Here is a 22,255-nt window from a genome sequence, read left to right as displayed (position 1 = left end):
TCATGGGCTTCCAGAAACAGGTCTACATCGAACCGGCCGCCGCGGTTGCGGGCGACTTCGCCAGCTCCAACCCGCGTTCGACCGTCTTGGCAGGCCCGGGCGCCTTGGTGGCTGACACCGCAGGCGTGACCGTTGGTCGCTTCGCCTGGGCGGGTGCCACCGGCAAGGTCACGAACGCCGGTTCCGGCGTGCCCACGGGCTTCGTGCACCGTGAGCAGCAGGGCGTCATCACCATCTGGCTGGCCGAAGCCACCATGCTCATCCCGGCCGGCCTGGGCGTCACTCTGCACGACGGCGGCGACTTCTGGGTCGCTACGAAGACGGTGGCCACCATCGGCCAAAAGGTCTTCGCGTCGAACACCGATGGCACGGTATCCACCGGCGCCGCCGGCGCCACGATCGCGGGCCACACCGAAACCAACATGTTCGTCGGCAGTGCGGGCGCGATCGGCGCTCTCATCAAGATGACCTCCTACAACCTGGGGTAAGACATGAAACGAAACCAAGACCTCGCGCTGCTGGAGAAGCACTTCGGCATCGTGTTCCCGGGCGCCATGGACTACCTGCCCGACGAGTACCGCCACGACTACGCTCTGGCTATGGATGAGGCCGGCCCGTTGGTCACTGTCAGCAACTCGGGCATCCCGAGCTACATGCTGAACTACGTCGATCCCGAACTGGTGCGCGTGCTGACGACGCCGATGCAAGGTGCCGTGATCCTGGGCGAGTCGAAGAAAGGCGACTGGACCACCCTGACCGCCACCTTCCCGGTGGTGGAATCCACGGGCGAAGTGTCGTCCTACGGCGATTTCAACAACAACGGCCGCGCCGGCGCGAATGCCAACTTCCCGCAGCGCCAGTCGTACCACTACCAGACCATGACGGAATGGGGTGAGCGCGAGCTGGAAATGGCCGGCCAGGCGAAGATCAACTGGGCATCGGAGCTGAATGTCGCGTCTGCCCTGGTTCTGCACAAGTTCCAGGACAACAGCTACTTCTTCGGCATCTCCGGCCTGCAGAACTACGGCCTGCTGAACGATCCGAACTTGTCGGCACCGATCGCCCCAGGCGCCACTGGGACCGGCTCGGGGACGACCTGGGCCACGAAGGACGGCCAGGCGGTCTACGACGACATTTCGCAACGCCTGTTCGCGCAACTGGTCAGCCAGACGCGCGGCCTGGTCACGCGGCGCGACAAGATGAAGCTGTGCATGTCGCCCGAGATCGAAGTCAACCTGACGAAGACGAACCAGTACTACGTCAACGTCTCCGACCTGCTGGCCAAGAACTTCCCCAACCTGACCGTCGAGACCGCCGTGCAGTACGCGACCGGCTCGGGCCAGCTGGTGCAGCTCATCGCCGAATCGATCGACGGCCAGAACGTTGGCACCGCCGCCTTCACCGAGAAGATGCGCGCCCACGCGATCGAGCGTAAGACCTCGAGCTTCTTGCAAAAGAAGTCGCAGGGTACCTGGGGCGCCATCATCAAGGTCCCCATGGCCATTGCCGGCATGATCGGCGTGTAAACCAAGCCATCAGCAACGAACAGGGGCGCCACACCGGCGCCCCTTTTTTATTCGAGGAAGAGAAATGTCGACCGTTACCGTTGCGTGCAAGCTGCCCAATGGCTTGATCCTGGACATCCCGGGCGCTCCCTCCGTCACCCTGAACGGTGCCAACCATCCCGACGCCATCGCCGGCCACGGCTTCACTGAAGTGCCGGCTGACTTCTGGGAAGCCTGGACCAAGCTGTATGCCGACTTCCAGCCGCTCAAGAAGGAAATGATCTTCGCCCAGGGCAGCGAGCGAAGCGCCACTTCGAAGGCCAAGGAGCGCAAGGACGAAAAGTCCGGCCTGGAAGGTCTGGACCCCGACGCGCCCGCGCCCGGCATCGCGCCGGAGAAGTACGAAGGCAAGAAGAAATAGGAGCGGCCCATGGCTGTCGTCGTCTTTGACCCCGCCGAGTTTCGGCAGATCTACCCGTCCTTCGCCACGCTCTCGGACGCGCAGTTGAACCATGCCTTCAGCATGGCCACGCTGTACCTGAGCAACAAGGACAGCAGCGCGGTCTGTGACATCGACGAGCGCAAGGTGCTCCTGTACCTGCTGACGGCCCACGTGGCGGCGCTGACTTATGGCGAGAACGGCCAGGGCCCGCGGCCGCTGGTGGGCCGCATCAGCAGCGCAACCGAGGGCTCGGTGTCGGTATCGGCTGAGTACAACGTGGCGCCGGGATCGGCGCAGTGGTACGCGCAGACCGGCTATGGCGCCCAGTATTGGGAGGCCACTGCCAAGTACCGGGTGGGCCGCTATCGGCCGGCGCCGACCGGTTACGCCGTCCCCGTGGTGTTCCCATGGCGGCCGTAGAGCTGAAGGGCGGCCAGGCCCTGGTGCGGCGGCTGGAGGAGATGGCCAAGAAGCTGGGCGACGGCGGCTCGCTGCGCGTGGGGTTCCTGGAGGGCGCCACCTACCCGGACGGTACGCCTGTCGCGCTGGTGGCCGCCGTCAACGAGTTTGGCCGGCCAGACCGAAACCAGCCTCCGCGGCCGTTCTTCCGGGCCATGATCGCCGAGAAGCAGAAGGACTGGCCGCGCGCCCTGGGTGCCGTGGCCAAGAACAACGACTACGACATCGACAAGACGCTCGGCCAGATGGGCGAGGGCATCAAGGGCCAGTTGCAGGAATCCATCCGGCAGTTGGACAGCCCGGCCTTGTCGCCTGTCACCGTGGCTCGCAAGGGCTTCGCAAAGCCTCTGGTCGACACCGGCCACATGATGAACAGCGTGGACTACGAGGTCGACACATGAATTTGCACGGAATCGCCAGCCCGATCATCGCTGCGGTCAATCCGATGATCGATGGCACGTTGCGCGCGAGCGACGGCTACGAGATCGGCGCCGGCCGCAAGCAGGTGCCGAAGTACAAGCCAGACGCCGCGGCGCGCCTGCAGGTACAGCCGCTCAGCGGCAAGGACCTGTCGCACATCGAGGCGCAGAACATCCAGGGGGTGCAGCGCAGCGTCTACATGTTCGGGGACACCAAGGGCGTCGTGCGACCGCTGGCCAAGGGTGGCGATCTGCTGGTCTTCGGCGGCCAGGTCTGGCTGGTGACTGTGGTCTTCGAGACCTGGCCCGACTGGTGCAAGGTCGGCGTGACCCTTCAGATGGACGCGGCACCATGAGCATTCCTGTTTCCGTCACCGAGGACGCACTGGTCGAGGCGCTGGGCGCGTTCGTCCAGGTCATCGTCGGTGACCTGGTCGCGGTGGTGCGCGGGCAGCAGAACCGCGTGCCGCCGCCCAAGGGCCGCTACGTATACCTGACGCCGTTCTTGGCGCCGCCGCTGTCCCAACCCCGCACCACGTATGCGGATGTGCCTGACGCCGGCACCATGACCTTGACGAGGCCCACGCAATGGACCGTGCAGGTCGATTGTTACGGGGACAGCGCGCAGGACATGGCCGTGGCGGTATCCATCGCGCTGCGCAGCTCCTACGGCTGCGATGCATTGAAGGCGAGCGGCGCGCAGCCGCTTTACACCGGTGACCCGCGGCAACTGCCGTTCATCACCGGCGAGGATCAGTACCTGGAACGCTGGTCAGTCGACGCGGTCCTGCAGTTCAACCCATCCATCACCGTGCCGCAGCAGTTTGCGGACGAACTCCACGTGGACCTCGTCGAGGTCGACACTACCTACCCTCCGGGAGCTTAAAGCTATGTCCATTCCCGCCAGTGAAATCGTCCAGGTCGTCCCTGGCGTGATCGGCGCCGGCGGATCGGCGCTCGACCTGAACGGCCTGATCCTGACCCACGATACGGCCGTGCCAGTCGGCACCGTCCAAAGCTTCGCCACCGCGCGCGACGTGCAGCGTTTTTTCGGTCCGACGTCGACCGAGGCCACCCTGGCCGGCATCTACTTCAACGGCTTCGACAACTCGACCCGCAAGCCTGGCAACCTGCTTTTCGCCCAGTACCCGGGCGAGGCGGTCGCTGCATACGTGCGCGGCGGCTCAATGGCCTCGACCACGCTGGCGCAGCTGCAGGCCCTGACCGGCGTGCTGACCGTGACGGTTGACGGCACGGCCAAGACGTCCAGCACCATCACCCTGTCGGCCGCCACCAGCTTCTCGAATGCTGCCTCGATCATCCAGGCCGCGTTCACGTCGTTCGGCGCCTCGTGCACCTACGATGCGCAGCGCGCGGCCTTCGTTATCACCTCGGCCACCGATGGCGCGGCCAGCACCATCAGCTACGGCAGCGGCACGATTGCGGCCGGCTTGAAGCTGACGCAGGCCACTGGAGCGGTGCTGTCGCAGGGCGCGGCGGCCGGCGTGCCGGCGGTCAACATGGGCGCGATCACGGACCTCACCCAGAACTGGGCGTCGTTCATGACGACGTTCGAGCCCGATACGGACGGCAAGGTCGCCTTCTCGGCCTGGACGAACAGCCAAGGCAACCGCTATGTCTACGTGGGCTGGGACACCGACGTCGCAGCCACGCAGCAGGGCAGCACCACGAGCTGGGCCGCGCGCGTGGCGGCGAACGAGTATTCCGGCTCGGTGCCGGTCTTCAAGGACATCCAGCATGCTGCATTCGTCCTGGGCGCGGTGGCCTCGATCGACTTTGCGCGCACCAACGGCCGGATCACGCTGGCGTTCAAGAGCCAGTCGGGCCTGGCATTTTCGGTGACCGACGCCACGACCGCGCAGACGCTGATCGACAATGGTTACAACTTCTACGGCGACTATGCGACCAGCAATGACCGCTTCCGCTTCTTCTACCCGGGGCAGATCAGCGGCAACTGGAAGTGGATCGACACCTATGTGAACCAGATCTGGCAGAACGCTGCGTTCCAGCAGGCGCTGATGACGCTGCTCACGCAGGTGAACTCGATCCCCTACAACCTGGACGGTTACACGCTGATCGACGCGGCCTGCCTGGACCCGATCAACGCGGGCGTGAACTTCGGATCCATTCGCGCCGGTGTGACGCTGTCCGCGCAGCAGAAGGCCCAGGTGAACAACCAAGCCGGCGTGGATATCGCTGAAACGCTCCAGACCCGCGGCTGGTACTTGCAGATCAAGGACGCCACTCCGCAGGTGCGCGAGGCGCGCGGCACGCCGCCGATGACGTTCTGGTATATGGACGGCGGCTCCGTACAACAGATCACCCTGGCCTCGCTGGCCGTCCTGTAAGGGCAACACATCATGACGACTTTGACCAGTGCCAATTCCGTCCTCATGCTGGGCGTGGGCACCGTTTTCGCGGTGCCGCGCAAGATCGAGGGCTATGCGACGGACGACGCCTTCGCGTTCGACGCGGTGCAGCTTGCCCAGGCAGTGATGGGCGTGGATGGCCGGATGTCCGCCGGCTATACGCCGCAGCCGGTAATTCAGACCATCACGATCCAGGCCGATTCGCCGTCGAAGGTGATTTTCGAGGTGTGGATAGCCGCGATGAAAACGTCGCGCGAGGTGTTCTTCGCCAATGGAACCCTCGCGATTCCCTCGCTCGAGCGCAAATACACATTGCAGCGCGGCGTGCTGACCCAGGCGCCACCGGTGCCCACGGCCCGAGCGATCCTTCAGCCCATGACGTTCCAGATCACCTGGCAAGACGTCAGCCCGTCGGTGGTGTGATATGGCCCGGAAGCAAAAGACCATCACCATCACCGCGGCCGGGCGCGACAAGGGCAAGGCGTTCCTGATCACCGAGCTTTCGGCTGCCGAGGCCGAAGAATGGGCGGGCCGCGCGTTGTTCGCGCTCATGAATGCTGGGGTCCAGATCCCAGACAACATCGCCAAGGCCGGCCTGGCCGGCTTGGCATCCGTCGGCCTGAAAGCGTTGAACAGCCTGAAGTTCGAACAGGCTAAGCCGCTTTTCGACAAGATGATGGAATGCGTGCAGCTGGATATGGGCCGGGCCGGCACTCGGCGGCTGGATGACGAAGACATCGAGGAAGTGGCCACGCGGTTGCTGCTGCGCCGCGAGATTGTGGCGCTGCACCTGGATTTTTCGCAAGCCGCCGGCCAATCGATTTCGGCGTCCAGCCCTGGCACGGCGGCAACCACCGGCTGATCAGCTACGCCAACGTGCCGCCCAACGTCGCCGCGGTTATCTCCCGGCACCCGCACATGTTGCACGACCTGCAGACCGTGTACGGGGCCGAGGATCTCTACAACCTGCTTGAGGTGATCGCGGTAGACGCGCACAACAGGCGTGTGCTATCCGAAGTGAGGAAGTAGCAATGGCCACCGTTCTGGATGCGCTCTTCGTCGAGCTGAAGCTGAACGCCAAAGGATTCAAGCAGGGCGTGGCCGAGGTCGACCGTTCGCTGAAACATACGACGGATGAGTCTGGCCGGGCTGCGCGGACGATGGAGGCCAATGGCAAGCAGGCCGCCATGTTCTTCAGCCGCATGCGCAACGAGGCCTTGGCGCTGCTGGCGGTGTTCACTGCCGGCGTGGGCCTGAAAAACTTCACCGCGAACACCATCAGCGGCGCGGCCGGCCTGGGGCAGATGTCCAAGAACCTGGACATGAGCACTGAGCGCCTGCAAGCCTGGCAGCGAGCCGCGGAGCGTGCGGGCGGCTCGGCGGAAGGCATCACCGCCCAGCTACGCCAGTCGGCCAGCGAGGTGGCGAAGTTCCGCCGCGGTATGTCGGCCGAGACGCTGCCGGCGTTCTTCCAGTTCGGCGGCAAGGTCGAGGACCTGAAGGACGGCAACAGCTACCTGCTGGCGCGCTCGCGCATCGTGTCGGAGATCTACAAGACCGACCGGGCCCGCGCCGCGCTGGCCGCCCAGATGATGGGCATTTCGGACGACCAGTTCGACCTTATCAAGCAGGGGCCCGCTGCAATCCAGCAGCTGGTGCTAGCGCAGGAAAAGCGCTCGGCCATCTCGGCAAAGGACGCCCAGGACGCCCAGCGGCTGCGCAACATCTACCTGGACCTGCGCGACACCTTCGAATCGGTCGGCACGAAGGTGTTGATCGCATTGATCCCAACCTTCGAAAAGTTGCTGAAGGCGGCCCAGAAGGTGGGGGACTACTTCCTGCAAAACCGCCAGCAGATCGTGCAGTGGATCGACCGCGTGATTGACGGCGTGGGCAAGCTGGTCGAGAAGGCAGACCAAGCGGCCCAGGCTGTGGGCGGCTGGAAGAATGTGCTGATCGGCCTGGCGGCGCTGAAGATCCTGTCGATCGTGGCGCCCATGGCGTCATTGGCGACTGCATTGGCCTCCATTGGAGCCTCGCTTGGGCTGATCGGTGGGGCGTCTGGTGCTGCTGGCGTCGCCGCCCTGGGCACAATCGCCACCGTCGCCGGCGGCGTGGCGCTGGCCACCTACAGCAAGTCGCTGAACCAGGGCGAGGACGTGCAGGTGAATGCGTTGAACAATCCGGCCTACCAGAGCGGCAACAAGGGCGCCATGGACGCCATCAAGTTCTTCGAGGGGAAGGGGTACTCGCGTGAACAGGCGTCCGGGATCGTGGCGAACCTGATGGCCGAAAGCAACCTGAACCCGAAGGCGGTGGGCGATAACGGGCAAGCGGTTGGCATCGGGCAGTGGCATCCCGTGCGGCAGGCCGATTTCAAGAAGGCGTTCGGCATCGACCTGAAGGACGCGCCGCTGGCCAAGCAGTTGGAGTTCGTGGACTGGGAGCTACGCAACACTGAGCGCACGGCCATGGAGAAGCTGCAGGCGGCCAAGACGCCGCAGCAGGCCGGGGATGCTGTGTCGCGCTATTACGAGCGCCCGAAGGACAAGGACGGCGAAGCCGAGAAGCGCGCCGCGGCGGCTGGTGCGCTGTACGGCGCTGCGCATATCGCCAGCATGGAAGCGGCGGCTGGGTCGTCGACCGCCGCGGCTGCCCAGGCTGCACCGGTCATGGCGCAGGCCGGTGCGAAGCCGTTGCCGCTGAACACCGAGAACAACCACGAGGTCAACATCAACGGGCCGGTGACGATTCACACGCAGGCGACCGACGGTCAGGGCATTGCCCGCGATCTGGGCGCGCTGGGTGGGAGCCAGAGTTTGGTTAGCCAGGCGAATACAGGGACATTCTGATGCCGCTAATTCCTTTCCCGAATGTGCCGCAGGTGCCGGGTGTGCCGGCGGTGCTGCGCGGGCTGACGATTCCATCGCTGGGTGAACTGGCCAATCTGGGCCTCGGCGCCATCGCCGCGCTGATCTTCGGCATTCCGCGCTGGGGGCTTTATGACCAGGACGGCCAGCTGGTGCTTCTGTTCGATACGTTCCTAGGCATCCGCTTTCGCAATGGATCGCGGATATCGAGTTTTTCGGTGGAGCAAGGCTCGTTTTCGTCGTTCAACAAGGTGGACACGCCGTTCGACGCCATGCTGCGGTTTGCGCTCAGCGGTGACACGGCGTCGCGTGGCGTGCTGCTGAACACCCTGGAGGCGTTGAAAGGGAGCGTCGACCTCTTCTCGGTGGTGACGCCGGAAATTGTCTATCCGTCGGCCAACGTTGTGGCCTATTCCTACGAGCGGAACACGCGGTCCGGGCCCAGCCAGCTGATTGTCGACTTGTATGTCGAGGAAGTGCGGCAGACTGCCCAGGCCGCCTTCAACGATACAGCTGAACCGGATGGCGCTGGCGAGCAGAACAACGGGCAAGTTCAAACCTTCCCGGTGTCTGAACCCACCGCGATTGACGCAGCGCCGCTAGATGGGAGTATCCAATGAGGCAGATTCCGCTGCGCGCCGTGCCGGCGCAGGCCTGCAACGTGGTGCTGGGCAACCAGAATTGCCAGCTCAGCGTCTACCAGAAGTCCACGGGGGTTTACCTCGACCTGCAGGTGAATCACCAGCCGGTCGCCATGGCGGTGCTGTGCCATGACCGCGTCTGGCTGATCCGGGAGATCTACAGCGGCTTCGTGGGCGACCTGACTTTCGTTGATACCCAAGGGCGCGACGATCCCGTCTACACCGGCTTTGGGGGGCGGTTCCAGTTGATGTACCGAGAAGGCACAGACCTATGAGCTTTGTCAAACGCCGGATCGATGTCACGATCAACCTGGCCGAGGGGCAGTTCGGTGACAACGCCGGGCCCGCTGTCACGCTGTCCGGCTACCGCGTTCAGGCGGCCGTCGTAGCCTACAACGGGGACGCGCAGGCCCAGCTGCAGTTGCGCATCTTCGGCCTGTCTCAGGACATGATCAACAAGCTGACTGTGATCGGGCCCATCCTGACCGAGCGGCGGAACAACCGCATTCTGGTCGCAGCCGGAGACGTGGGCGGCGATGTGCTGACCGTGGTCTATGAGGGCACGATCTCCCAGGCCTGGGCCGACTACAACCAGGCTCCCGAGGTGGTCTTTAACGTCGTGGCGCTTGCGGCGGCATTCGAGGCGGTGAAGCCTACGAATGCCCGCAGCTACAGGGGAGCAATACAGGCGGCAGTCGTTGCGCAGGACCTGGCCAAGGAAATGAACCTCGCCTTCCAGAACAACGGTGTGGATGTGACGCTGTCGAACCCGTACTTCCCTGGAACTGCGTGGGACCAGCTTAAAGCCTGCGCCCGGGCGGCGCGTTTCAACTACACGATTGATCGGGGGATTCTCGCAATTTGGCCGCAGGCCGGTGCACGTGCCGATGAGCCTGTGCTGATCCAGGCCGGCGACAACTTGGTGGGTTACCCGACCTTTACGGGCGGTGGCGTCGAGTTCTCCGTCCTCTACACGCCGCAGTTGGGCCTAGGCAACCGAGTGCAGGTGATTTCAGTTATCGAAGCGGCCCATGGCGAATGGACGGTTGTAAGCCTGGTGCACCAGCTGGAAGCAGAGGTCCCGGGCGGTGCCTGGGTGTCAAGAATCTTGTGCCAGAGGCCGGTAAATGGCTGATCCTCAATTCGGATACCGCGGGCAGGCGCCGGCCGCCGCCGGCTCCCAGGATTTCGGCGCCATCAGCTTCCTGGTGACGCAGATGCTGAACCGGCTGAACACATGCACTCTGGTACGCGTGGTCTCGGTCACGAACAACGGCGGCGTGTCGCCGGTCGGCTTTGTCGACGTGCAGCCGCTGGTGAACCAGCTGGACGGAAACGGGAATGCGGTGCCGCATGGCCAGCTGTTCCAGCTGCCGTATTTCCGGTTGCAGGGCGGCACCGATGCCGTAATCCTCGACCCCAAGGTCGGGGACATCGGCATGGCGGCGTTCGCGAGCCGGGACTTGTCGGCGATCAAGGCAAGCAAGCAGCAGGCGAACCCCGGGTCCTGGCGGACGCACGATATGGCCGACGGCCTCTACTTCGGCGGCCTGCTCAACGGCGCGCCGGTGCAGTATGTGCAATTCACTGAGGGCGGTATCAACGTGGTGTCACCTTCCAAGGTGACAGTGGTCGCGCCCAGCGTCGAGGTGAACGCCAGCGAGCAGTGCGCCCTGAATTCGCCGCAGATTGTGCTGAATGGCACGGTGCAACAGGGTGCCGGCTCATATGGCGGCACCTCGACCTGGCAGGGCAACATGAACACGCTGGGCACGCTGCGCAACAACGGCAAGGACGTCGGTTCGACGCACACGCATCCGGGCGTGCAGACGGGGCCATCGAACACCGGGACACCTAACCCATGAACACTCTCTTACTCGACCGGACGGCCTGGGATCTGGTCCTGGACGCGGCCAGCAACATCGCGATGGCGTCGAACCCCTATGCGGTGGCGCAGGACGTGGCCAGCGCCATCAAGCTGTTCCGCGGCGAGCTGTTCTATGACACCGCCAAGGGCGTTCCGTACTGGACCGAGGTGCTGGGCCAGCTGCCGCCGCTGGCACTGGTGCGTGAATGGCTGCGCACCGCGGCCTTGACCGTGCCGGACGTGGCTGACGCTGTGCCGACCATTACCGCATTCGAGAACCGTCGCCTGAGCGGCTACGTCGAAGTCACGCTGACCAACGGCACGACGTCGACCATCACTTTCTAGGGACCCCATGGCTACCTCCCAAGTACCGCGCGTGCAGTTCACGCCGGAAGGCCTCGTATTGCCTCAAGAATCCGAGATCCTGGCCGGTGTGCTGGCGGACATGGATAGCGCCTTCGGTGGCGGTTTGAACAAAAACCTGGAGACACCCCAGGGACAACTGGCCAGCACCACCACGGCAATCATCGGGGACAAGAACAGCGAGTTCGCCTCGTACGTGAACCAGGTGGACCCGGCCTTCGCCGCCGGCCGGATGCAGGACGCCATCGGCCGCATCTACTTTCTTGACCGCAAGCCCGGCACGGCCACCACCGTGGTCGCAACCTGCATGGGTCTGACCGGCGTCACGATCCCGGTGGGCGCCCGGGCGCAGGCGGTCGACGGCAATATCTACCTGTGCACGCAGGCCGGCACCATACCATCCTCGGGCAGCATCGATCTGCCGTTTTCCTGCTCGGTCAACGGCCCGATCAGCTGCGCGGCCGGCACGCTGAACCAGATCTATCAGGCCATCCCTGGGTGGGACTCGGTCTTGAATGCGGACGCGGGCACCGTGGGCAGCAATGTGGAATCGCGCGCCGAGTTCGAAGAGCGGCGGCGCCAGTCGGTGGCGATCAATGCCCGAAGCTCGCTCCAGTCCATCTATGCCGCGGTCGCAAACCTGGACGGAGTCATCGACGTCTACGTGACGGAGAACAACCTTTCCATCGCCCAGACCATCGGCGGCGTGTCGCTCGTGCCGCATTCCATCTGGGTGGCAGTGGTGGGCGGCGAGGCGGCCGATATCGCCATGGCCATCTGGCGCAAGAAGAGCAATGGGGCCGACTACAACGGAAACACGTCCTACACCGTCGAGGACCGGGACGGCTATTCCTATCCGTACCCGTCCTATGTGGTGAAGTGGGAAACCCCCGCCGCCTTGCCGGTGAAATTCGCGGTGCAGCTGGCAAACAATCCGGCGCTGCCGTCGAACATCGTGGAACTCACAAAGCAGGCCATCATTGCCGCGTTCAATGGCACGGACGGCGGCCAACGAGCGCGGATTGGTTCGACCATCTACGCAAGCCGCTTTTACGCGCCTGTGTCGTTGCTGGGGGCTTCGGTGTCGATCCTTTCATTGCTGCTGGGCGACGTCACGCCGTCGGCTCCCAGCCTGACTGTGCCAATCAACCGGCGCCCGACCTTGTCGGCAGCCGATATCTCGGTGACCTTGGTATGAGCGTGCAACCAAAACCCGGGCTGGTGGCGCGGACCATCATCAGCCAGTACGCGAACAGCCCGACGCTCGTTCAGTTGGCCAACAACATGGACGATTACATCAACCCGGACACGGATTTCGACGCCTTCTACAGCTTCGTCTGGAACGTGGAGACGGCGCAGGGATTCGGGCTGGACATTTGGGGCAGGATCGTTGGGATAGGGCGGATGCTGACAATCCCCGGCGACGTGACGTACCTGGGCTACGAGGAGGCCATCAGCTGGCAGCCCTTCAACCAAGCGACGTTCTTCACGGGCGCGCAGGCCACGCAGACCTATCGGTTGGCCGACGACGCCTACCGCAAGCTGATCTTTGTCAAGGCGCTGGCCAACATCTCGGATTGCACTTCGCCGAGCCTGAACCGGCTGCTATCCAACCTCTTCGCCGGCCGCGGACGCTGCTACGTGTCCGACACCGGCAAGATGGAATTTCGCTATGTCTTCGAGTTCGCACTTGAACCATACGAGATCGCCATCCTCACCCAGTCTGGAGCCATCCCTAAGCCTGCGGCCGTCTTGGCCAACGTGCTGCAGGTGGACCGATCTTCCACTTTCGGATTTAACGAGGGGCTGATGCAGCCTTTCGGGTCCGGCGTATTCTTCACTTCTTCGGGGCTCATCCATGCAGGTTAGCAACGCACCCAGCAAATCGGCCGTTCCCTTTGCGGATAGCGGCACCAAGAACAACATCCCCGTTTCGTCGCAGATTGGAATCACGCCTGGCGCGGCGTCATTCACCGACGGATTCCCGCCGCTGACGATGACGCCGCTGGCGGCCGGCGGGGTGCCCCCATATGGGGCGGACTTCAACGGCATTCTGAATTTCTTGAGCACGGCCGTACGGTGGGCACAGGCCGGTGGACGCTATCCCTATGATGCCGCATTCGCGACCGCGGCGGGCGGCTACCCGAAGGGAGCTGTTCTTGCCGCCGCTTCTGGAAATGGAAGCTGGCTGAACCTGGCCGACAACAACACGTCGAATCCGGACAGCGGGGGAGCCAACTGGGTATCGCTGGGCGCCGGGATCGCAACCACGACGCAGGCCCAGGCGCTGGTTGATGACCTGGCTTTGATAACGCCCAAGAAGCTTGCCGATGCGTTCGCGGGCGGCGCGCAATCTCTGGCAGGCAACGGCTACCAAAAACTGCCGGGTGGCCTCATCTTGCAATGGGGATTTCAAGCGAGTGCCGCCAGCACCACAACTAGCGTCACATTTCCGATTGCCTTTCCCAACACTTGCCTTGCTGTACTGGGTACAGGCTTGAGCATTGGCGGAAATATCCAGGCCTATGTGACGCTGAATGGCTTGACACAGCTCGGTTGCAGTTTCAACTGCTTTACGGCTGTTGGTGGGTCGGCGCCCGCTCTAGCGTCTACGGTGAACGCCGTGAACTGCCGTTGGCTTGCGATTGGATACTAGGAGAAGAAGATGTTCGCAAAATGGGTCGACGAGGATCAGCGCTTTTCATATGCGCTTGAGGACAACGGCGGGGTCGAAATATCTACCGATTTCCACGCTCAGATTATTGCTGATGGAGCCGCTGGTAAGTGGATCCAGCCCGACAAGGACGGTAAGCCTGTTGCGAGCGATCCGCCAGCGCCGACGACAGAACAACTGGCGGCATCCGCTCGCTCGCAGAGGGATTCCAACTTGCAGGTTGCTGCCTTTAAGATTGCGCCGCTTCAGGACGCGACTGACCTAGGGCTGGCGACCAAAGAAGAGGATGATCAGTTGAAAGCCTGGAAGCTCTACAGGGTAGCGTTGATGAGAATCGAGCAGCAGGCGGGATTCCCGGCCAATATCCAGTGGCCTGCGCCGCCGTCCACTTAGATAGTCAGGACAACAAGAACAGCCCGCTTCTGCGGGCCTTTTTTCGTCTATAGGGAGACAACGGTGACAGGGGATCCTCCCGGAATCAGCCAAGACACGAAGGCGATATTGGCCGCACTGCACGAAATGCAGGCATCGGCGAGCAGGGACACCAATGCGCGCTTCGAGGCTATGCAGAAAGAAATGCTTGCGATCTCAGCCGCGGTCAAGACTGGCTTCCCTGGTGGCGACTTCGATGGGCACCGGCGGTACCACGAGCTGGTCATTGAGCGCGAGGAGCAACGGCGCGAGTTTTGGCGCGGGCTCGCGCTGCATGTGGCAAAGGCCAGCACCTGGGCAATGATCCTTGGCCTTTTTATGTATCTGGTGCCGCTGGTGGGCGCCAGCATCAAGGAGTGGGTGCGTAGATGATGCTCATCCAGAACTGGCGCCGGAAGTTTCCTAGATTGTGGAGCGTGCGCCTAGCCCTGATCGCCGCCATGCTTTCCGCGATCGAGGTGGCCATGAATTTGTACCTGACTGGCAAGCCCCCGCTGATCGTGATTGGCGCGGGGCTTTTCTCTTTGTGCGCGGCAATCGCGCGCGTGATTTCCCAGCCGAGGCTGAACGATGAAGACAGGAACTAAGCGGACCCTGCAGGGGACCGTGGGCGCGGGCGCGGCGGCTATGCTGTTGAACTTCGTGCCACAGGTGGAAGGCACGATCCTGCGCGGCTACAAGGACCCGATCGGCATCGTTACGGCCTGCTCGGGCCACACGAAGACGGCGGTGCTGGGCCGCCCCTACAGTCATGAGGAATGCCGCCGGCTGCTGGAGGCCGACCTGGTCGACCATGCTGAGGGCGTCCTAGCCTGCACGCCGGCGCTGAGCGGCCATCAGTACCAGCTGGCAGCGGCGACCTCGTTCGCCTTCAATGTGGGCGTCGGCGCCTACTGCCGATCAACGACCGCGCGCCGGTTCAGTGCCGGGGATTGGGCCGGCGCCTGCCGCGCGATGAACCAGGCCGACAACGGCAAGCCGCAATGGGTCTGGGCTGGCGGCCAGATCCTGCCCGGCCTGGTCAAAAGGCGCGCGATCGAGCGCGAAATGTGCGAGACGGAGTTGCTCAAATGAACCCGTTCCTGCGCATGGCCCTGCCTTGGATCGGCGGCGCCGCGGTGGTGCTGGTGCTGGGCGCGGGCGTGGTGCTGTACGGCGCCAGCCGCTACCAAGCCGGCGTCGACAAGGCCAACGCCGACCACGCGCTGACCGAACTGAACGAGTTCAAGGCCCAGACCGGCCGGCTGGCCGGCATCGCCACCACCTTCGAGGCCGGCGTGGCCGAACTGCGCACCGCCGGGCCCAAGGTCATCGAGAGGTACACCCGTGTCGAAGTCCAAAGCCCTTTGCCTGCTGGCTGTCGTATTGACGCTGGCCGGCTGCAGCACATCAACGAAGCCGGCCGCCTGGCCAATACTGCCGGCCAACCTGGCCCAGCCGTGCCCGCCGGTGGCCGAGGTGACCAGCGATAGCTGGGACGACTTCGCCCGAAGCTACATGGCGCTTGCGGTTCAGTATGGGGAATGCGCCGCACGGCAACGCGCGGTTGTGGGGGCCTGGCCAAACTAGCGCGGTCCATGTGCTTCTCGCCGGAAATCAAGCTGATCATCCCCGACATGCGGCAGGTCATTACGCACAATGAGCTAGGAGCCAGGCTTTGCGACTGGCCCGGCGCAGATGACTAGGGCCTAAGTCTTAACGACGCGTTGCTTCAGGTTAAGCATATAGAAAATCCCAACCATCATAGCAGGCATCATTGGGATCAAGTATCGGCCTTGGCCTTCAAAAATAGCAATCCCGGCTAAAGTCAGACCAAAGATAGAGAGCGCCAAAATTAAAGATGGCTCCCCAAGGCGACGGAGCGTCAATGAAAATGCAACGAAGGCGAGTGCCACTACAGCAATCGTGATCAGCGTTGTGATCCTGATGATTAAGCGTGTAGTCGTTGAGTCGCTGGGGGCCAGCCATACCATGATCGAATTGCCAGAATTCATTAAGGTATTGGAAACGCGCTTAAGAGCAAGCTTTATGAACTGTGTGGGGTGCTCCCGCATCCATTGGATGGCCTCACTGGTCGCAACTTGATCAATCGCAGGCGTCCATCGAAAGGTCTTTTCGCTTTCGTCGCCAGGTTCAAAGATATCGTGAGCGCCAGCACCAGCAAATCTGTTGCGTTGCTCTTCCGTTAGCTTTATTTGACTCAGCCCCATCCAAGTCGCGGTAGAGTTGCTGCTGTTGTTGTTCACGAAAGCCACATAGCCACCATTCGCACTCACTAATACAGGGATTCCGAATGCTATTTGGTTGCGGATGATCCAGGGGGCAATGACGAGCGAAAACGAGACGGCCATGATGATCGCGGCACTGAATTCTCGGCGCCATAAGGCAACCAGTCCAATAATGGCTACGGCCGGCAAGTATTGAGGTCTTGTCAGGGCGAGAGCGGCCAACACAGCCCCGAGCATGACCGATGCTAGGGTGCCCTTGTACGTCCCGAGAAGAAGCGCCAAGCACACCAAGAAAACGGATAAGGTTTCTGAGCCTAGGATAGGCACAAAAGCGATGAAGCCGGGGTAGGTTGCAAAGACTGCTAGCAACACAACGGATACCCATGAGGGAGGTCCGATACGCTGTAGAGTCTTCAGCATCACCAATAGGGATGCAATGGAAAGAACCATGTTCGAGATGATTCCAACTTTTACGGAGCTGGAAAAAACATCAAACATGATGCCCAAAAAGAATGGATAGGCTGGTGGCTGAAATATGAACGGCTCGCCTCGAAAGCTAAACGAGCCGGTAGCACTAAATTCTGAAGCTACAGCAAAATAGCGTTGGAAGTCGGATTCTGGTTCGACGTACAAAGTGGCGCCCCAGACCCGCAAAAATATGCCGATGATGACAATAGCAGCAAGATAGATTGTTTGTTGAGACGTTGGATTTTTCGTTTTACTGAGCATTTTTTTCCTCTATTCCCAGCCGAGATAGTACTTTCTTATCGTCCCAACATCTAATCCGAGATGATTGATCAGGCTTACATCTTCTCCGCCCGCCGCGCCAGCCAGAACCAATGGCTGCGTTTGGCGCGCCTGGTCAACTGGCGCCGGAAGATCACGCGCACCATGCCGGTGTCGCCCGCGTCGATTTCGACCAGGTAGTCCCGATCCTCGGCGGTGACGGCCGGCGGCAGGGATAGCTGGGCCTGGGCGATGTAGTTTCCGCCGACCTGTTCCAGAATTCCGTTGTCTTCCATGGTTCGAGTATACGAGTGCGCGTTCGAGTCGGCGTGGTGCCGGGAAGGGCTGGGGCCAGCCCCAAATTGGCCCCAAAAGTCGACGAAACCCGCGCCAATCCTGGATTCGAGAGTCCCCTCCTTCGCACCAAACCCCTATTAGATGCTGTTTTGGCCCGGGTGGCACCCTGGGTAGGCAGTGTCTGCAAGACTGTTGCAACTGGCCTTCAGGCCGGGTTGCAGCGCGGAAACCCCCTTGGCAGGAATGCCTTGGGGGTTTTTGTTTTTGGGCAGAACCCGCTGAGCAGGGGTTACAGCAGGAATGGCAGCAGGACGATGCCGTGGACCAGAACAAAAACGCCGAATTTTGTCATGCCACTCAGCAATGGGCGCATTTGGACGCAGTATCGGCACCCTCTTTGGGTCGAGGACGGCCAATCCAGGCACCGATATGCCCGTAGGGGATTTACGTAGAACCGGGTCATGCTTGTGCTACATCCACCCTTGACCAGCAATCAACCCAAAGATACGAGAGGCCATGGTTAATATTTCCCGCGAGACCCCTGAGCAAACAGAGCAACGTCTACGTCAAGTCATCACCCAGGCCCGGCTACGGATATACCCGGGCACATATGCCTTCATTGAGTTCCCGTTGGACAAATTTCCCAGTGCTGTCCGCGCAGATGCCCTTGCTCTGGTAAGGGATGACAGCGTGTGGAGCCAGCTTGTACCTAGTGACGGAACGCATGACGAGCAATTCGGGCTGTTTCGATTCCATTTTCCTCCCGGGGCGGACAACAGCGGTTTCGTTGGGTGGCTGGCAACACACTTCAAGAATCTGTTTGGTACAGGCGTGTTTGTCACGTGCGGACAGAATCTGTCGGATGGCGGGATATTCGACTATTGGGGTGTACCGAAGACGCTCGCGGAAGAGGTGTTCACCGAGGTCAAGCGGTTAGTTGAGGGTCGCTAGCCTGTAGTCCATGAATACGCCGCAGCAGGCATGTCCTTGTTGCAGGATCGGGCTTGGTACGAAAGGGCTAGGCGGATTGACCCAGGTTGGGCCCGGCGGTGCATTCGAACCTGTTTTCTGGAGATATTCAGCGCATGAGCGCCGCATCCGTTTTCGTCCTGTGCAGTTTCCTCACGCTGGCCGCCCTGATGATGATCGGCAAAGCGGTCAATTCAGCCGCGCGAGCGCCGCAGATGAACGGCGCGCGAGTCGCATTCTGGACATTGCTGATTGCCATGGTCGTGATCCCGGTCGGCCTGCTGGGATATTTCGAGCTGTTCCAACCCAGCGAAGACCTGGAGCTTGCATACGCCCGAGGCGGGCTTGCCGGGGAAATCTGCTCGGCAATACTACCGGCCGTGATCGTGGCGGGGATCTTCTCGTTCCTGTTTTCACGTCGCCACGGAAAGAAGCGCGGAAAGGCCGCGCAAATCCGTGGTGGCGCCCGTACCGCACGATGAATCGCGCCTCCAGGATGCCGAGCGCGAGAGGAATCTGGAATCTGTGGCAATGCAGCGCATCTTTGGCGACGCGTTTTTGCCCGCGATTGTCAATGCGATTCCGGATGACCCTGACCAGATATAACCCGTGTGGGGGTGTGTGGGCGATCCGGCGGGTTGGCGGGATCGGCGCTTGCTGGGCTTCTCTGATGGCGTCGTCAGGCGCATGTTTCGATTCATCGAGGAGAAGTCCATCATGGCTGCATCAAAGAAAGGCAATATCAAGCAAATCCACGACCTGTTGTTCCAGGCGCTGGAGACGGAAATCGGGGGCATCAGCGTCTATACCGCTGCGCTTTCGTGTGCAGTGAACGACGACCTGCGCAAGGAGTGGCAGGGCTATCTGGACGAAACCAAGACGCACAGGCAGGTGCTATTGACCGTCTTCGAAGAACTGGGGCTGGACCCCGCTACGCCCGCTCCCAGCAGAAAAATCGTCAAGCACCATGGCGACAGCCTGGTCGCCGCCATCGAGATGGCGAAAAAAGCGGGCGATCCGTCCGCAGCCCAGATCGTGGCGGGGGAATGCGTGGTGTTGGCCGAAACCAAGGACCACCAGAATTGGGAATTGATCGGCCTGGTCGCCGACAAGCTCTCGGGGTCCGAAGCTGCCATCTTGAAAAAGGCGTATGAGGCGGTGGAAAAGGACGAAGACCACCATCTGTATCACACCCAGGGCTGGACACGGGAGCTATGGATTGAAGCGCTGGGGTTTCCTGCGGTGCTGCCCCCGCCTGAAGAGGTGAAGAAGGTGGAAACCGCGATTGGGGCGTCCAGGGCGGAACACAGCCGCGATGACATGCTCAAGCACCCGCAGTGAAAAGGGGGGCGGGTTTGCGCGATGCCGATCGCGTTTTGATCCGCCACCCAGGCTTGCTATAAAGACGGGTCAAGCCTGTTTTTTCGAGCGAGGGTACATGTCGATTCAAACGCTATGCCGCGGCGGCTTCCTGCTGCTGTGCGCCGCATTGATGTCCGGATGCTCTTCTTCATCAACCCCTTCTCCCTGGTCTTCCCCCAATTCGGGCTCGGTGACCTCCGGTTCGCCTTCGTCTCGCGTGTCACTCGAATGCCGTGTCACCAGCTGCCTGTACAACGGCAAATATGAGCCCGGCGAGCGTGACTACGCCGAAGCGGAAGCCAAGCGCCTGAACCGCGCTGAAATGGAGCGGCTGCGCCGCGCGGCCGGAAACTGATCCGACCCGCTGGCGCGGCCGGCGGTGTTTATTTGCCCGACTGCGAGCGCACGCGCGCCAGCGTGTCATATTGATCGATCTGCCCCACGTCGACCCAGCCCGAGGCGCAGTCGCCGGCATAGTCGCCGTCCTTGCCTCGGTGGCATGCCTGGCCGCTTTTGGCTGACTTCCATTGCACCGGCAGGTCGGCGTCCTTGCACAGGTCGTTGTCGCGGCATTCCGGCACGCTGGCGGTCGGCACGACGATGACGTAATGGCGCTGGGTCTCGCCCTTGCGCGCCATGGCGGGGATGCAGACGAACTGGCGGTCCTGCACATGGGCCACCGGGTCGCCTTCGCCGTCGATGCGGTCGTTCAGGTCCAGGCCGCCATCGGCCGCGATCGAGCCGAACGCGGCGCCTTCGCCGCAGTTGCCGAAGTTCACGGAAAAGCCATCTGCGGTGCAGATCGCGCCGCCGTAGCCGTCGGCGCGGCACTCGATCTTAGAGGCGGGCGTCATGCGGGTGAGCTGGGCCTGGGCGGCGGCGACGGCGCCATCGGAAGCCGAGGCGGCCAAGGCAGCGGTGGCGTACAGGCCGGTGACCAGGGTAGCCAGCAGGCGGGGCAGGGTCGTTTTCATGGGGGCTTCCTGAGAAGAGATCCGAGTGCGATGCAATCGGCGGGAATGGGGGCGCCGGGATCAGTGCGATGGGGTGCCCGCGTCAGGGGGGTGAGGCAGGTTCCGCGGCCTTTCCAGGCGCTTTGCCATACAGCACGCGGGCGCACACCACGCCGCCGACCGCGCCTGGCAAGGCTCCCATGAGCGACAGCGCCGACAGGTCCGACCAGGAATAGTCGCGTGATCCGAATCCCAGCTGGAACAGCATGGCGTACAACCCGCCCAGCAGGCCGGGCCAGCAATACGAGCGCCACGACACGCGAACCGGCAGAAAGGCGCCGGCCACGACGCCGCACAGCAAGGCGGGCACCCCGCCAAAAATGTAGGAATAGGGCACCAGGAAGAACATCATCGGCAGGTTCTTGAGGGCTTCCAGATCAAGGGCCGAGACGGTCACCAGCAGCGCAAAGGCCCCGACCCCGACAGGCGGCCCCAAGGCAACGAACAGGCCGGCGCCGCCGGCTGCGCGACGCAGAATGTCGCCCGGGGTCTTGTCGGCGGGGCGCCGCCAGATTCGCCAAAGCAACGCGGCCAGCGACAGCGCCGCGAGTGCGCAAACGGAAAACAGCAGCAAAACGAGGTGTCCTTATTCAGACGCCGGCTTGTTGGGGAACAGGTTCAGCGACAGGATGGCGTCGGGGTAGGTGGCCAGCAGCATGCCGGACATATGGCCATGCAGCGTGCCGAACAATTGCCAGTTCAGCGGTTCGCTGCCGGGCAGCAGGTCCAGCAGCAGCAATTGGCCGGTGCGCACCGTGCCGACGAAGTAGGCGCGTTCGTCGTGCTGGCCGGTGGGGGTGGCGCGGTAGATCTTGGTCGCGCGGGTGCCGTCGTCCTTGCGCCAGGTATTGCCGCTGGCGTCGGCTTTGGTGCCGATGGCGGCGATGTCTGCCTGGATGGTGTCCCACAGGGCGCGGGCATTGGCGGCGTAGACGACGATGGTCATGATGGCTCAGTCCTGTGAGGAAGAGGGGGCGCAGCAACGGTACCAATGTCGTGGTGTTCCGGCAAGCAGGCCCTAGTCGCCGGCCAGTTCGCGCAGTTCGCTGGCGCGGTTGGCGTTGAGCAGCATCGGGCAGTAGCCGTACATCGGCGACCCGACGTGCGCGCCGGCCAGCGAGCAGTGGCCGTTGCGGTAGACCAGCCAGGCCTTCTGGGCTTCTTCGAGCTTGACGGCGTCTTCCGGGAACTCGGTCGCCAGGCGTGCGTGGATCTTGGCGTACTGCGCGTTGATCTCGCGCTTGGCGGCGGACGATACCGCGTTGGAGCAGGCTTCGACGGTGCCGTTGTTGACGGCGCCCGCGTCTTTCAGGCAGCGGTCGTATTGGTCCATGTAGTCTGGCGGGGCGGCCAGAGCCACGGCGGGAGACAACAGCAAAGAGAGCGCAAAGGCGTGTCGGATCATGGCGGCGCGAGGTGCGGTCAAGGTGTTTCGAGAAGGATGGACGCACGCCCGGATCGACGTGCAGGCCAAGCATACCGCCAGTCGCCGATTAGCGTTTCTCCTGCTTGACACTCCTCGGGTTAGTCCATAAAGTCACCGCACAGATTTAGATAAAAGACCATCTGTAAGGTGGTCTTTTATCGCGTGCACGTTG

Annotated in this window: 35 protein-coding genes; 29 read left to right on the top strand and 6 right to left on the bottom strand. The window is 62.5% G+C overall.

Annotated features, from left to right (window positions below):
• Positions 1-2 precede the first annotated feature (2 nt).
• From ACUDP5_RS18465 to ACUDP5_RS18345, 25 genes are all read left to right on the top strand, one after another.
• A complete protein-coding gene (locus ACUDP5_RS18465) occupies positions 3-488 on the top strand; it encodes a structural cement protein Gp24 (RefSeq protein WP_445656834.1) in 486 nt (161 codons plus the stop codon).
• A 3-nt stretch (positions 489-491) separates the two neighbouring features.
• Positions 492-1,526 (top strand): major capsid family protein, encoded by a 1,035-nt coding sequence (locus ACUDP5_RS18460; protein ID WP_445656833.1) that lies wholly within the window; start codon positions 492-494, stop codon positions 1,524-1,526.
• 64 nt (positions 1,527-1,590) lie between these two features.
• Entirely contained in the window at positions 1,591-1,926 is a 336-nt protein-coding gene (locus ACUDP5_RS18455) for a hypothetical protein (protein WP_445656832.1), read from the top strand.
• Positions 1,927-1,935: 9 nt separating this feature from the next.
• Positions 1,936-2,367: a DUF4054 domain-containing protein gene (locus ACUDP5_RS18450; RefSeq protein ID WP_445656831.1), complete on the top strand. Its 432-nt coding sequence runs from the start codon at positions 1,936-1,938 to the stop codon at positions 2,365-2,367.
• A complete protein-coding gene (locus ACUDP5_RS18445; RefSeq protein ID WP_445656830.1) occupies positions 2,355-2,807 on the top strand; it encodes a hypothetical protein in 453 nt (150 codons plus the stop codon). The genes ACUDP5_RS18450 and ACUDP5_RS18445 overlap by 13 nt, the downstream gene beginning before the upstream one ends.
• Positions 2,804-3,181 carry a hypothetical protein gene (locus ACUDP5_RS18440; RefSeq protein ID WP_445656829.1) on the top strand — a complete coding sequence of 126 codons (378 nt, stop codon included), beginning with the start codon at positions 2,804-2,806 and terminating at the stop codon, positions 3,179-3,181. Before ACUDP5_RS18445 ends, ACUDP5_RS18440 begins: the two co-directional genes overlap by 4 nt.
• Positions 3,178-3,711: a phage neck terminator protein gene (locus ACUDP5_RS18435; protein WP_445656828.1), complete on the top strand. Its 534-nt coding sequence runs from the start codon at positions 3,178-3,180 to the stop codon at positions 3,709-3,711. The genes ACUDP5_RS18440 and ACUDP5_RS18435 overlap by 4 nt, the downstream gene beginning before the upstream one ends.
• Positions 3,712-3,715: 4 nt before the next feature.
• Complete coding sequence (locus ACUDP5_RS18430; RefSeq protein WP_445656827.1) at positions 3,716-5,194, top strand: DUF3383 domain-containing protein; 1,479 nt, start codon at positions 3,716-3,718, stop codon at positions 5,192-5,194.
• Positions 5,195-5,206: 12 nt separating this feature from the next.
• Positions 5,207-5,638 (top strand): phage tail fiber protein, encoded by a 432-nt coding sequence (locus ACUDP5_RS18425; protein WP_445656826.1) that lies wholly within the window; start codon positions 5,207-5,209, stop codon positions 5,636-5,638.
• A 1-nt stretch (position 5,639) separates the two neighbouring features.
• Positions 5,640-6,077, top strand: coding sequence for a hypothetical protein (locus tag ACUDP5_RS18420; RefSeq protein ID WP_445656825.1), 438 nt, complete (start codon positions 5,640-5,642; stop codon positions 6,075-6,077).
• 169 nt (positions 6,078-6,246) lie between these two features.
• Positions 6,247-8,067 carry a phage tail tip lysozyme gene (locus ACUDP5_RS18415; protein ID WP_445656824.1) on the top strand — a complete coding sequence of 607 codons (1,821 nt, stop codon included), beginning with the start codon at positions 6,247-6,249 and terminating at the stop codon, positions 8,065-8,067.
• On the top strand, positions 8,067-8,705 hold the full coding sequence (locus ACUDP5_RS18410) for a hypothetical protein (protein WP_445656823.1): 639 nt from the start codon (positions 8,067-8,069) through the stop codon (positions 8,703-8,705). The genes ACUDP5_RS18415 and ACUDP5_RS18410 overlap by 1 nt, the downstream gene beginning before the upstream one ends.
• Positions 8,702-9,001, top strand: coding sequence for a phage baseplate plug family protein (locus ACUDP5_RS18405; protein WP_445656822.1), 300 nt, complete (start codon positions 8,702-8,704; stop codon positions 8,999-9,001). The genes ACUDP5_RS18410 and ACUDP5_RS18405 overlap by 4 nt, the downstream gene beginning before the upstream one ends.
• A complete protein-coding gene (locus ACUDP5_RS18400; RefSeq protein ID WP_445656821.1) occupies positions 8,998-9,861 on the top strand; it encodes a baseplate hub protein in 864 nt (287 codons plus the stop codon). Before ACUDP5_RS18405 ends, ACUDP5_RS18400 begins: the two co-directional genes overlap by 4 nt.
• Positions 9,854-10,591, top strand: coding sequence for an oxidoreductase (locus ACUDP5_RS18395; RefSeq protein WP_445656820.1), 738 nt, complete (start codon positions 9,854-9,856; stop codon positions 10,589-10,591). Before ACUDP5_RS18400 ends, ACUDP5_RS18395 begins: the two co-directional genes overlap by 8 nt.
• Positions 10,588-10,938, top strand: coding sequence for a hypothetical protein (locus ACUDP5_RS18390; RefSeq protein ID WP_445656819.1), 351 nt, complete (start codon positions 10,588-10,590; stop codon positions 10,936-10,938). The genes ACUDP5_RS18395 and ACUDP5_RS18390 overlap by 4 nt, the downstream gene beginning before the upstream one ends.
• Before the next feature lie 7 nt (positions 10,939-10,945).
• A complete protein-coding gene (locus ACUDP5_RS18385; protein ID WP_445656818.1) occupies positions 10,946-12,154 on the top strand; it encodes a baseplate J/gp47 family protein in 1,209 nt (402 codons plus the stop codon).
• Positions 12,151-12,825, top strand: coding sequence for a DUF2612 domain-containing protein (locus ACUDP5_RS18380; RefSeq protein WP_445656817.1), 675 nt, complete (start codon positions 12,151-12,153; stop codon positions 12,823-12,825). Before ACUDP5_RS18385 ends, ACUDP5_RS18380 begins: the two co-directional genes overlap by 4 nt.
• Positions 12,815-13,612 (top strand): gp53-like domain-containing protein, encoded by a 798-nt coding sequence (locus tag ACUDP5_RS18375; RefSeq protein ID WP_445656816.1) that lies wholly within the window; start codon positions 12,815-12,817, stop codon positions 13,610-13,612. Before ACUDP5_RS18380 ends, ACUDP5_RS18375 begins: the two co-directional genes overlap by 11 nt.
• A 9-nt stretch (positions 13,613-13,621) precedes the next feature.
• Entirely contained in the window at positions 13,622-14,023 is a 402-nt protein-coding gene (locus ACUDP5_RS18370; protein ID WP_445656815.1) for a tail fiber assembly protein, read from the top strand.
• A gap of 108 nt (positions 14,024-14,131) precedes the next feature.
• Positions 14,132-14,434 (top strand): hypothetical protein, encoded by a 303-nt coding sequence (locus ACUDP5_RS18365; RefSeq protein ID WP_445656814.1) that lies wholly within the window; start codon positions 14,132-14,134, stop codon positions 14,432-14,434.
• Positions 14,431-14,649, top strand: a complete 219-nt coding sequence (locus tag ACUDP5_RS18360) for a DUF7940 domain-containing protein (RefSeq protein ID WP_445656813.1) — start codon at positions 14,431-14,433, stop codon at positions 14,647-14,649. Before ACUDP5_RS18365 ends, ACUDP5_RS18360 begins: the two co-directional genes overlap by 4 nt.
• A complete protein-coding gene (locus ACUDP5_RS18355) occupies positions 14,633-15,136 on the top strand; it encodes a lysozyme (protein WP_445656812.1) in 504 nt (167 codons plus the stop codon). The genes ACUDP5_RS18360 and ACUDP5_RS18355 overlap by 17 nt, the downstream gene beginning before the upstream one ends.
• The gene (locus ACUDP5_RS18350) at positions 15,133-15,534 is read left to right on the top strand and encodes a hypothetical protein (RefSeq protein ID WP_445656811.1); all 402 of its coding nucleotides are present in this window, start codon (positions 15,133-15,135) and stop codon (positions 15,532-15,534) included. The genes ACUDP5_RS18355 and ACUDP5_RS18350 overlap by 4 nt, the downstream gene beginning before the upstream one ends.
• On the top strand, positions 15,476-15,631 hold the full coding sequence (locus tag ACUDP5_RS18345; RefSeq protein WP_445659189.1) for a hypothetical protein: 156 nt from the start codon (positions 15,476-15,478) through the stop codon (positions 15,629-15,631). The genes ACUDP5_RS18350 and ACUDP5_RS18345 overlap by 59 nt, the downstream gene beginning before the upstream one ends.
• Before the next feature lie 119 nt (positions 15,632-15,750).
• Here the strand turns inward: ACUDP5_RS18345 and ACUDP5_RS18340 are convergent, their stop codons facing one another.
• Positions 15,751-17,019, bottom strand: a complete 1,269-nt coding sequence (locus tag ACUDP5_RS18340; RefSeq protein WP_445656810.1) for a hypothetical protein — start codon at positions 17,017-17,019, stop codon at positions 15,751-15,753.
• Positions 17,020-17,093: 74 nt separating this feature from the next.
• Positions 17,094-17,312: a hypothetical protein gene (locus ACUDP5_RS18335; RefSeq protein ID WP_445656809.1), complete on the bottom strand. Its 219-nt coding sequence runs from the start codon at positions 17,310-17,312 to the stop codon at positions 17,094-17,096.
• 517 nt (positions 17,313-17,829) lie between these two features.
• On the opposite strand from ACUDP5_RS18335, the gene ACUDP5_RS18330 reads away from it, so the two are divergent.
• From ACUDP5_RS18330 to ACUDP5_RS18315, 4 genes are all read left to right on the top strand, one after another.
• Positions 17,830-18,264 (top strand): DUF6196 family protein, encoded by a 435-nt coding sequence (locus ACUDP5_RS18330; RefSeq protein WP_263910907.1) that lies wholly within the window; start codon positions 17,830-17,832, stop codon positions 18,262-18,264.
• Between the two features lie 134 nt (positions 18,265-18,398).
• The gene (locus ACUDP5_RS18325) at positions 18,399-18,764 is read left to right on the top strand and encodes a hypothetical protein (protein ID WP_263910906.1); all 366 of its coding nucleotides are present in this window, start codon (positions 18,399-18,401) and stop codon (positions 18,762-18,764) included.
• A 235-nt stretch (positions 18,765-18,999) separates the two neighbouring features.
• Complete coding sequence (locus ACUDP5_RS18320; RefSeq protein ID WP_263911215.1) at positions 19,000-19,623, top strand: ferritin-like domain-containing protein; 624 nt, start codon at positions 19,000-19,002, stop codon at positions 19,621-19,623.
• A gap of 97 nt (positions 19,624-19,720) precedes the next feature.
• The gene (locus ACUDP5_RS18315) at positions 19,721-19,999 is read left to right on the top strand and encodes a hypothetical protein (RefSeq protein ID WP_263910905.1); all 279 of its coding nucleotides are present in this window, start codon (positions 19,721-19,723) and stop codon (positions 19,997-19,999) included.
• A gap of 28 nt (positions 20,000-20,027) precedes the next feature.
• On the opposite strand, the gene ACUDP5_RS18310 is transcribed toward ACUDP5_RS18315, so the two are convergent.
• The 4 genes from ACUDP5_RS18310 to ACUDP5_RS18295 form a co-directional block, all read right to left on the bottom strand.
• Positions 20,028-20,618 (bottom strand): hypothetical protein, encoded by a 591-nt coding sequence (locus tag ACUDP5_RS18310; protein ID WP_445656808.1) that lies wholly within the window; start codon positions 20,616-20,618, stop codon positions 20,028-20,030.
• 82 nt (positions 20,619-20,700) lie between these two features.
• Positions 20,701-21,231, bottom strand: coding sequence for a hypothetical protein (locus ACUDP5_RS18305; RefSeq protein ID WP_445656807.1), 531 nt, complete (start codon positions 21,229-21,231; stop codon positions 20,701-20,703).
• A 12-nt stretch (positions 21,232-21,243) separates the two neighbouring features.
• Entirely contained in the window at positions 21,244-21,603 is a 360-nt protein-coding gene (locus ACUDP5_RS18300) for a hypothetical protein (protein WP_263910902.1), read from the bottom strand.
• 72 nt (positions 21,604-21,675) lie between these two features.
• Positions 21,676-22,083, bottom strand: coding sequence for a lysozyme inhibitor LprI family protein (locus tag ACUDP5_RS18295; protein WP_445656806.1), 408 nt, complete (start codon positions 22,081-22,083; stop codon positions 21,676-21,678).
• Between the last annotated feature and the right edge of the window lie 172 nt (positions 22,084-22,255).

The organism is Achromobacter sp. NCFB-sbj8-Ac1-l, from assembly GCF_052695805.1.
This window is presented reverse-complemented; position numbering and strand designations above follow the sequence as displayed.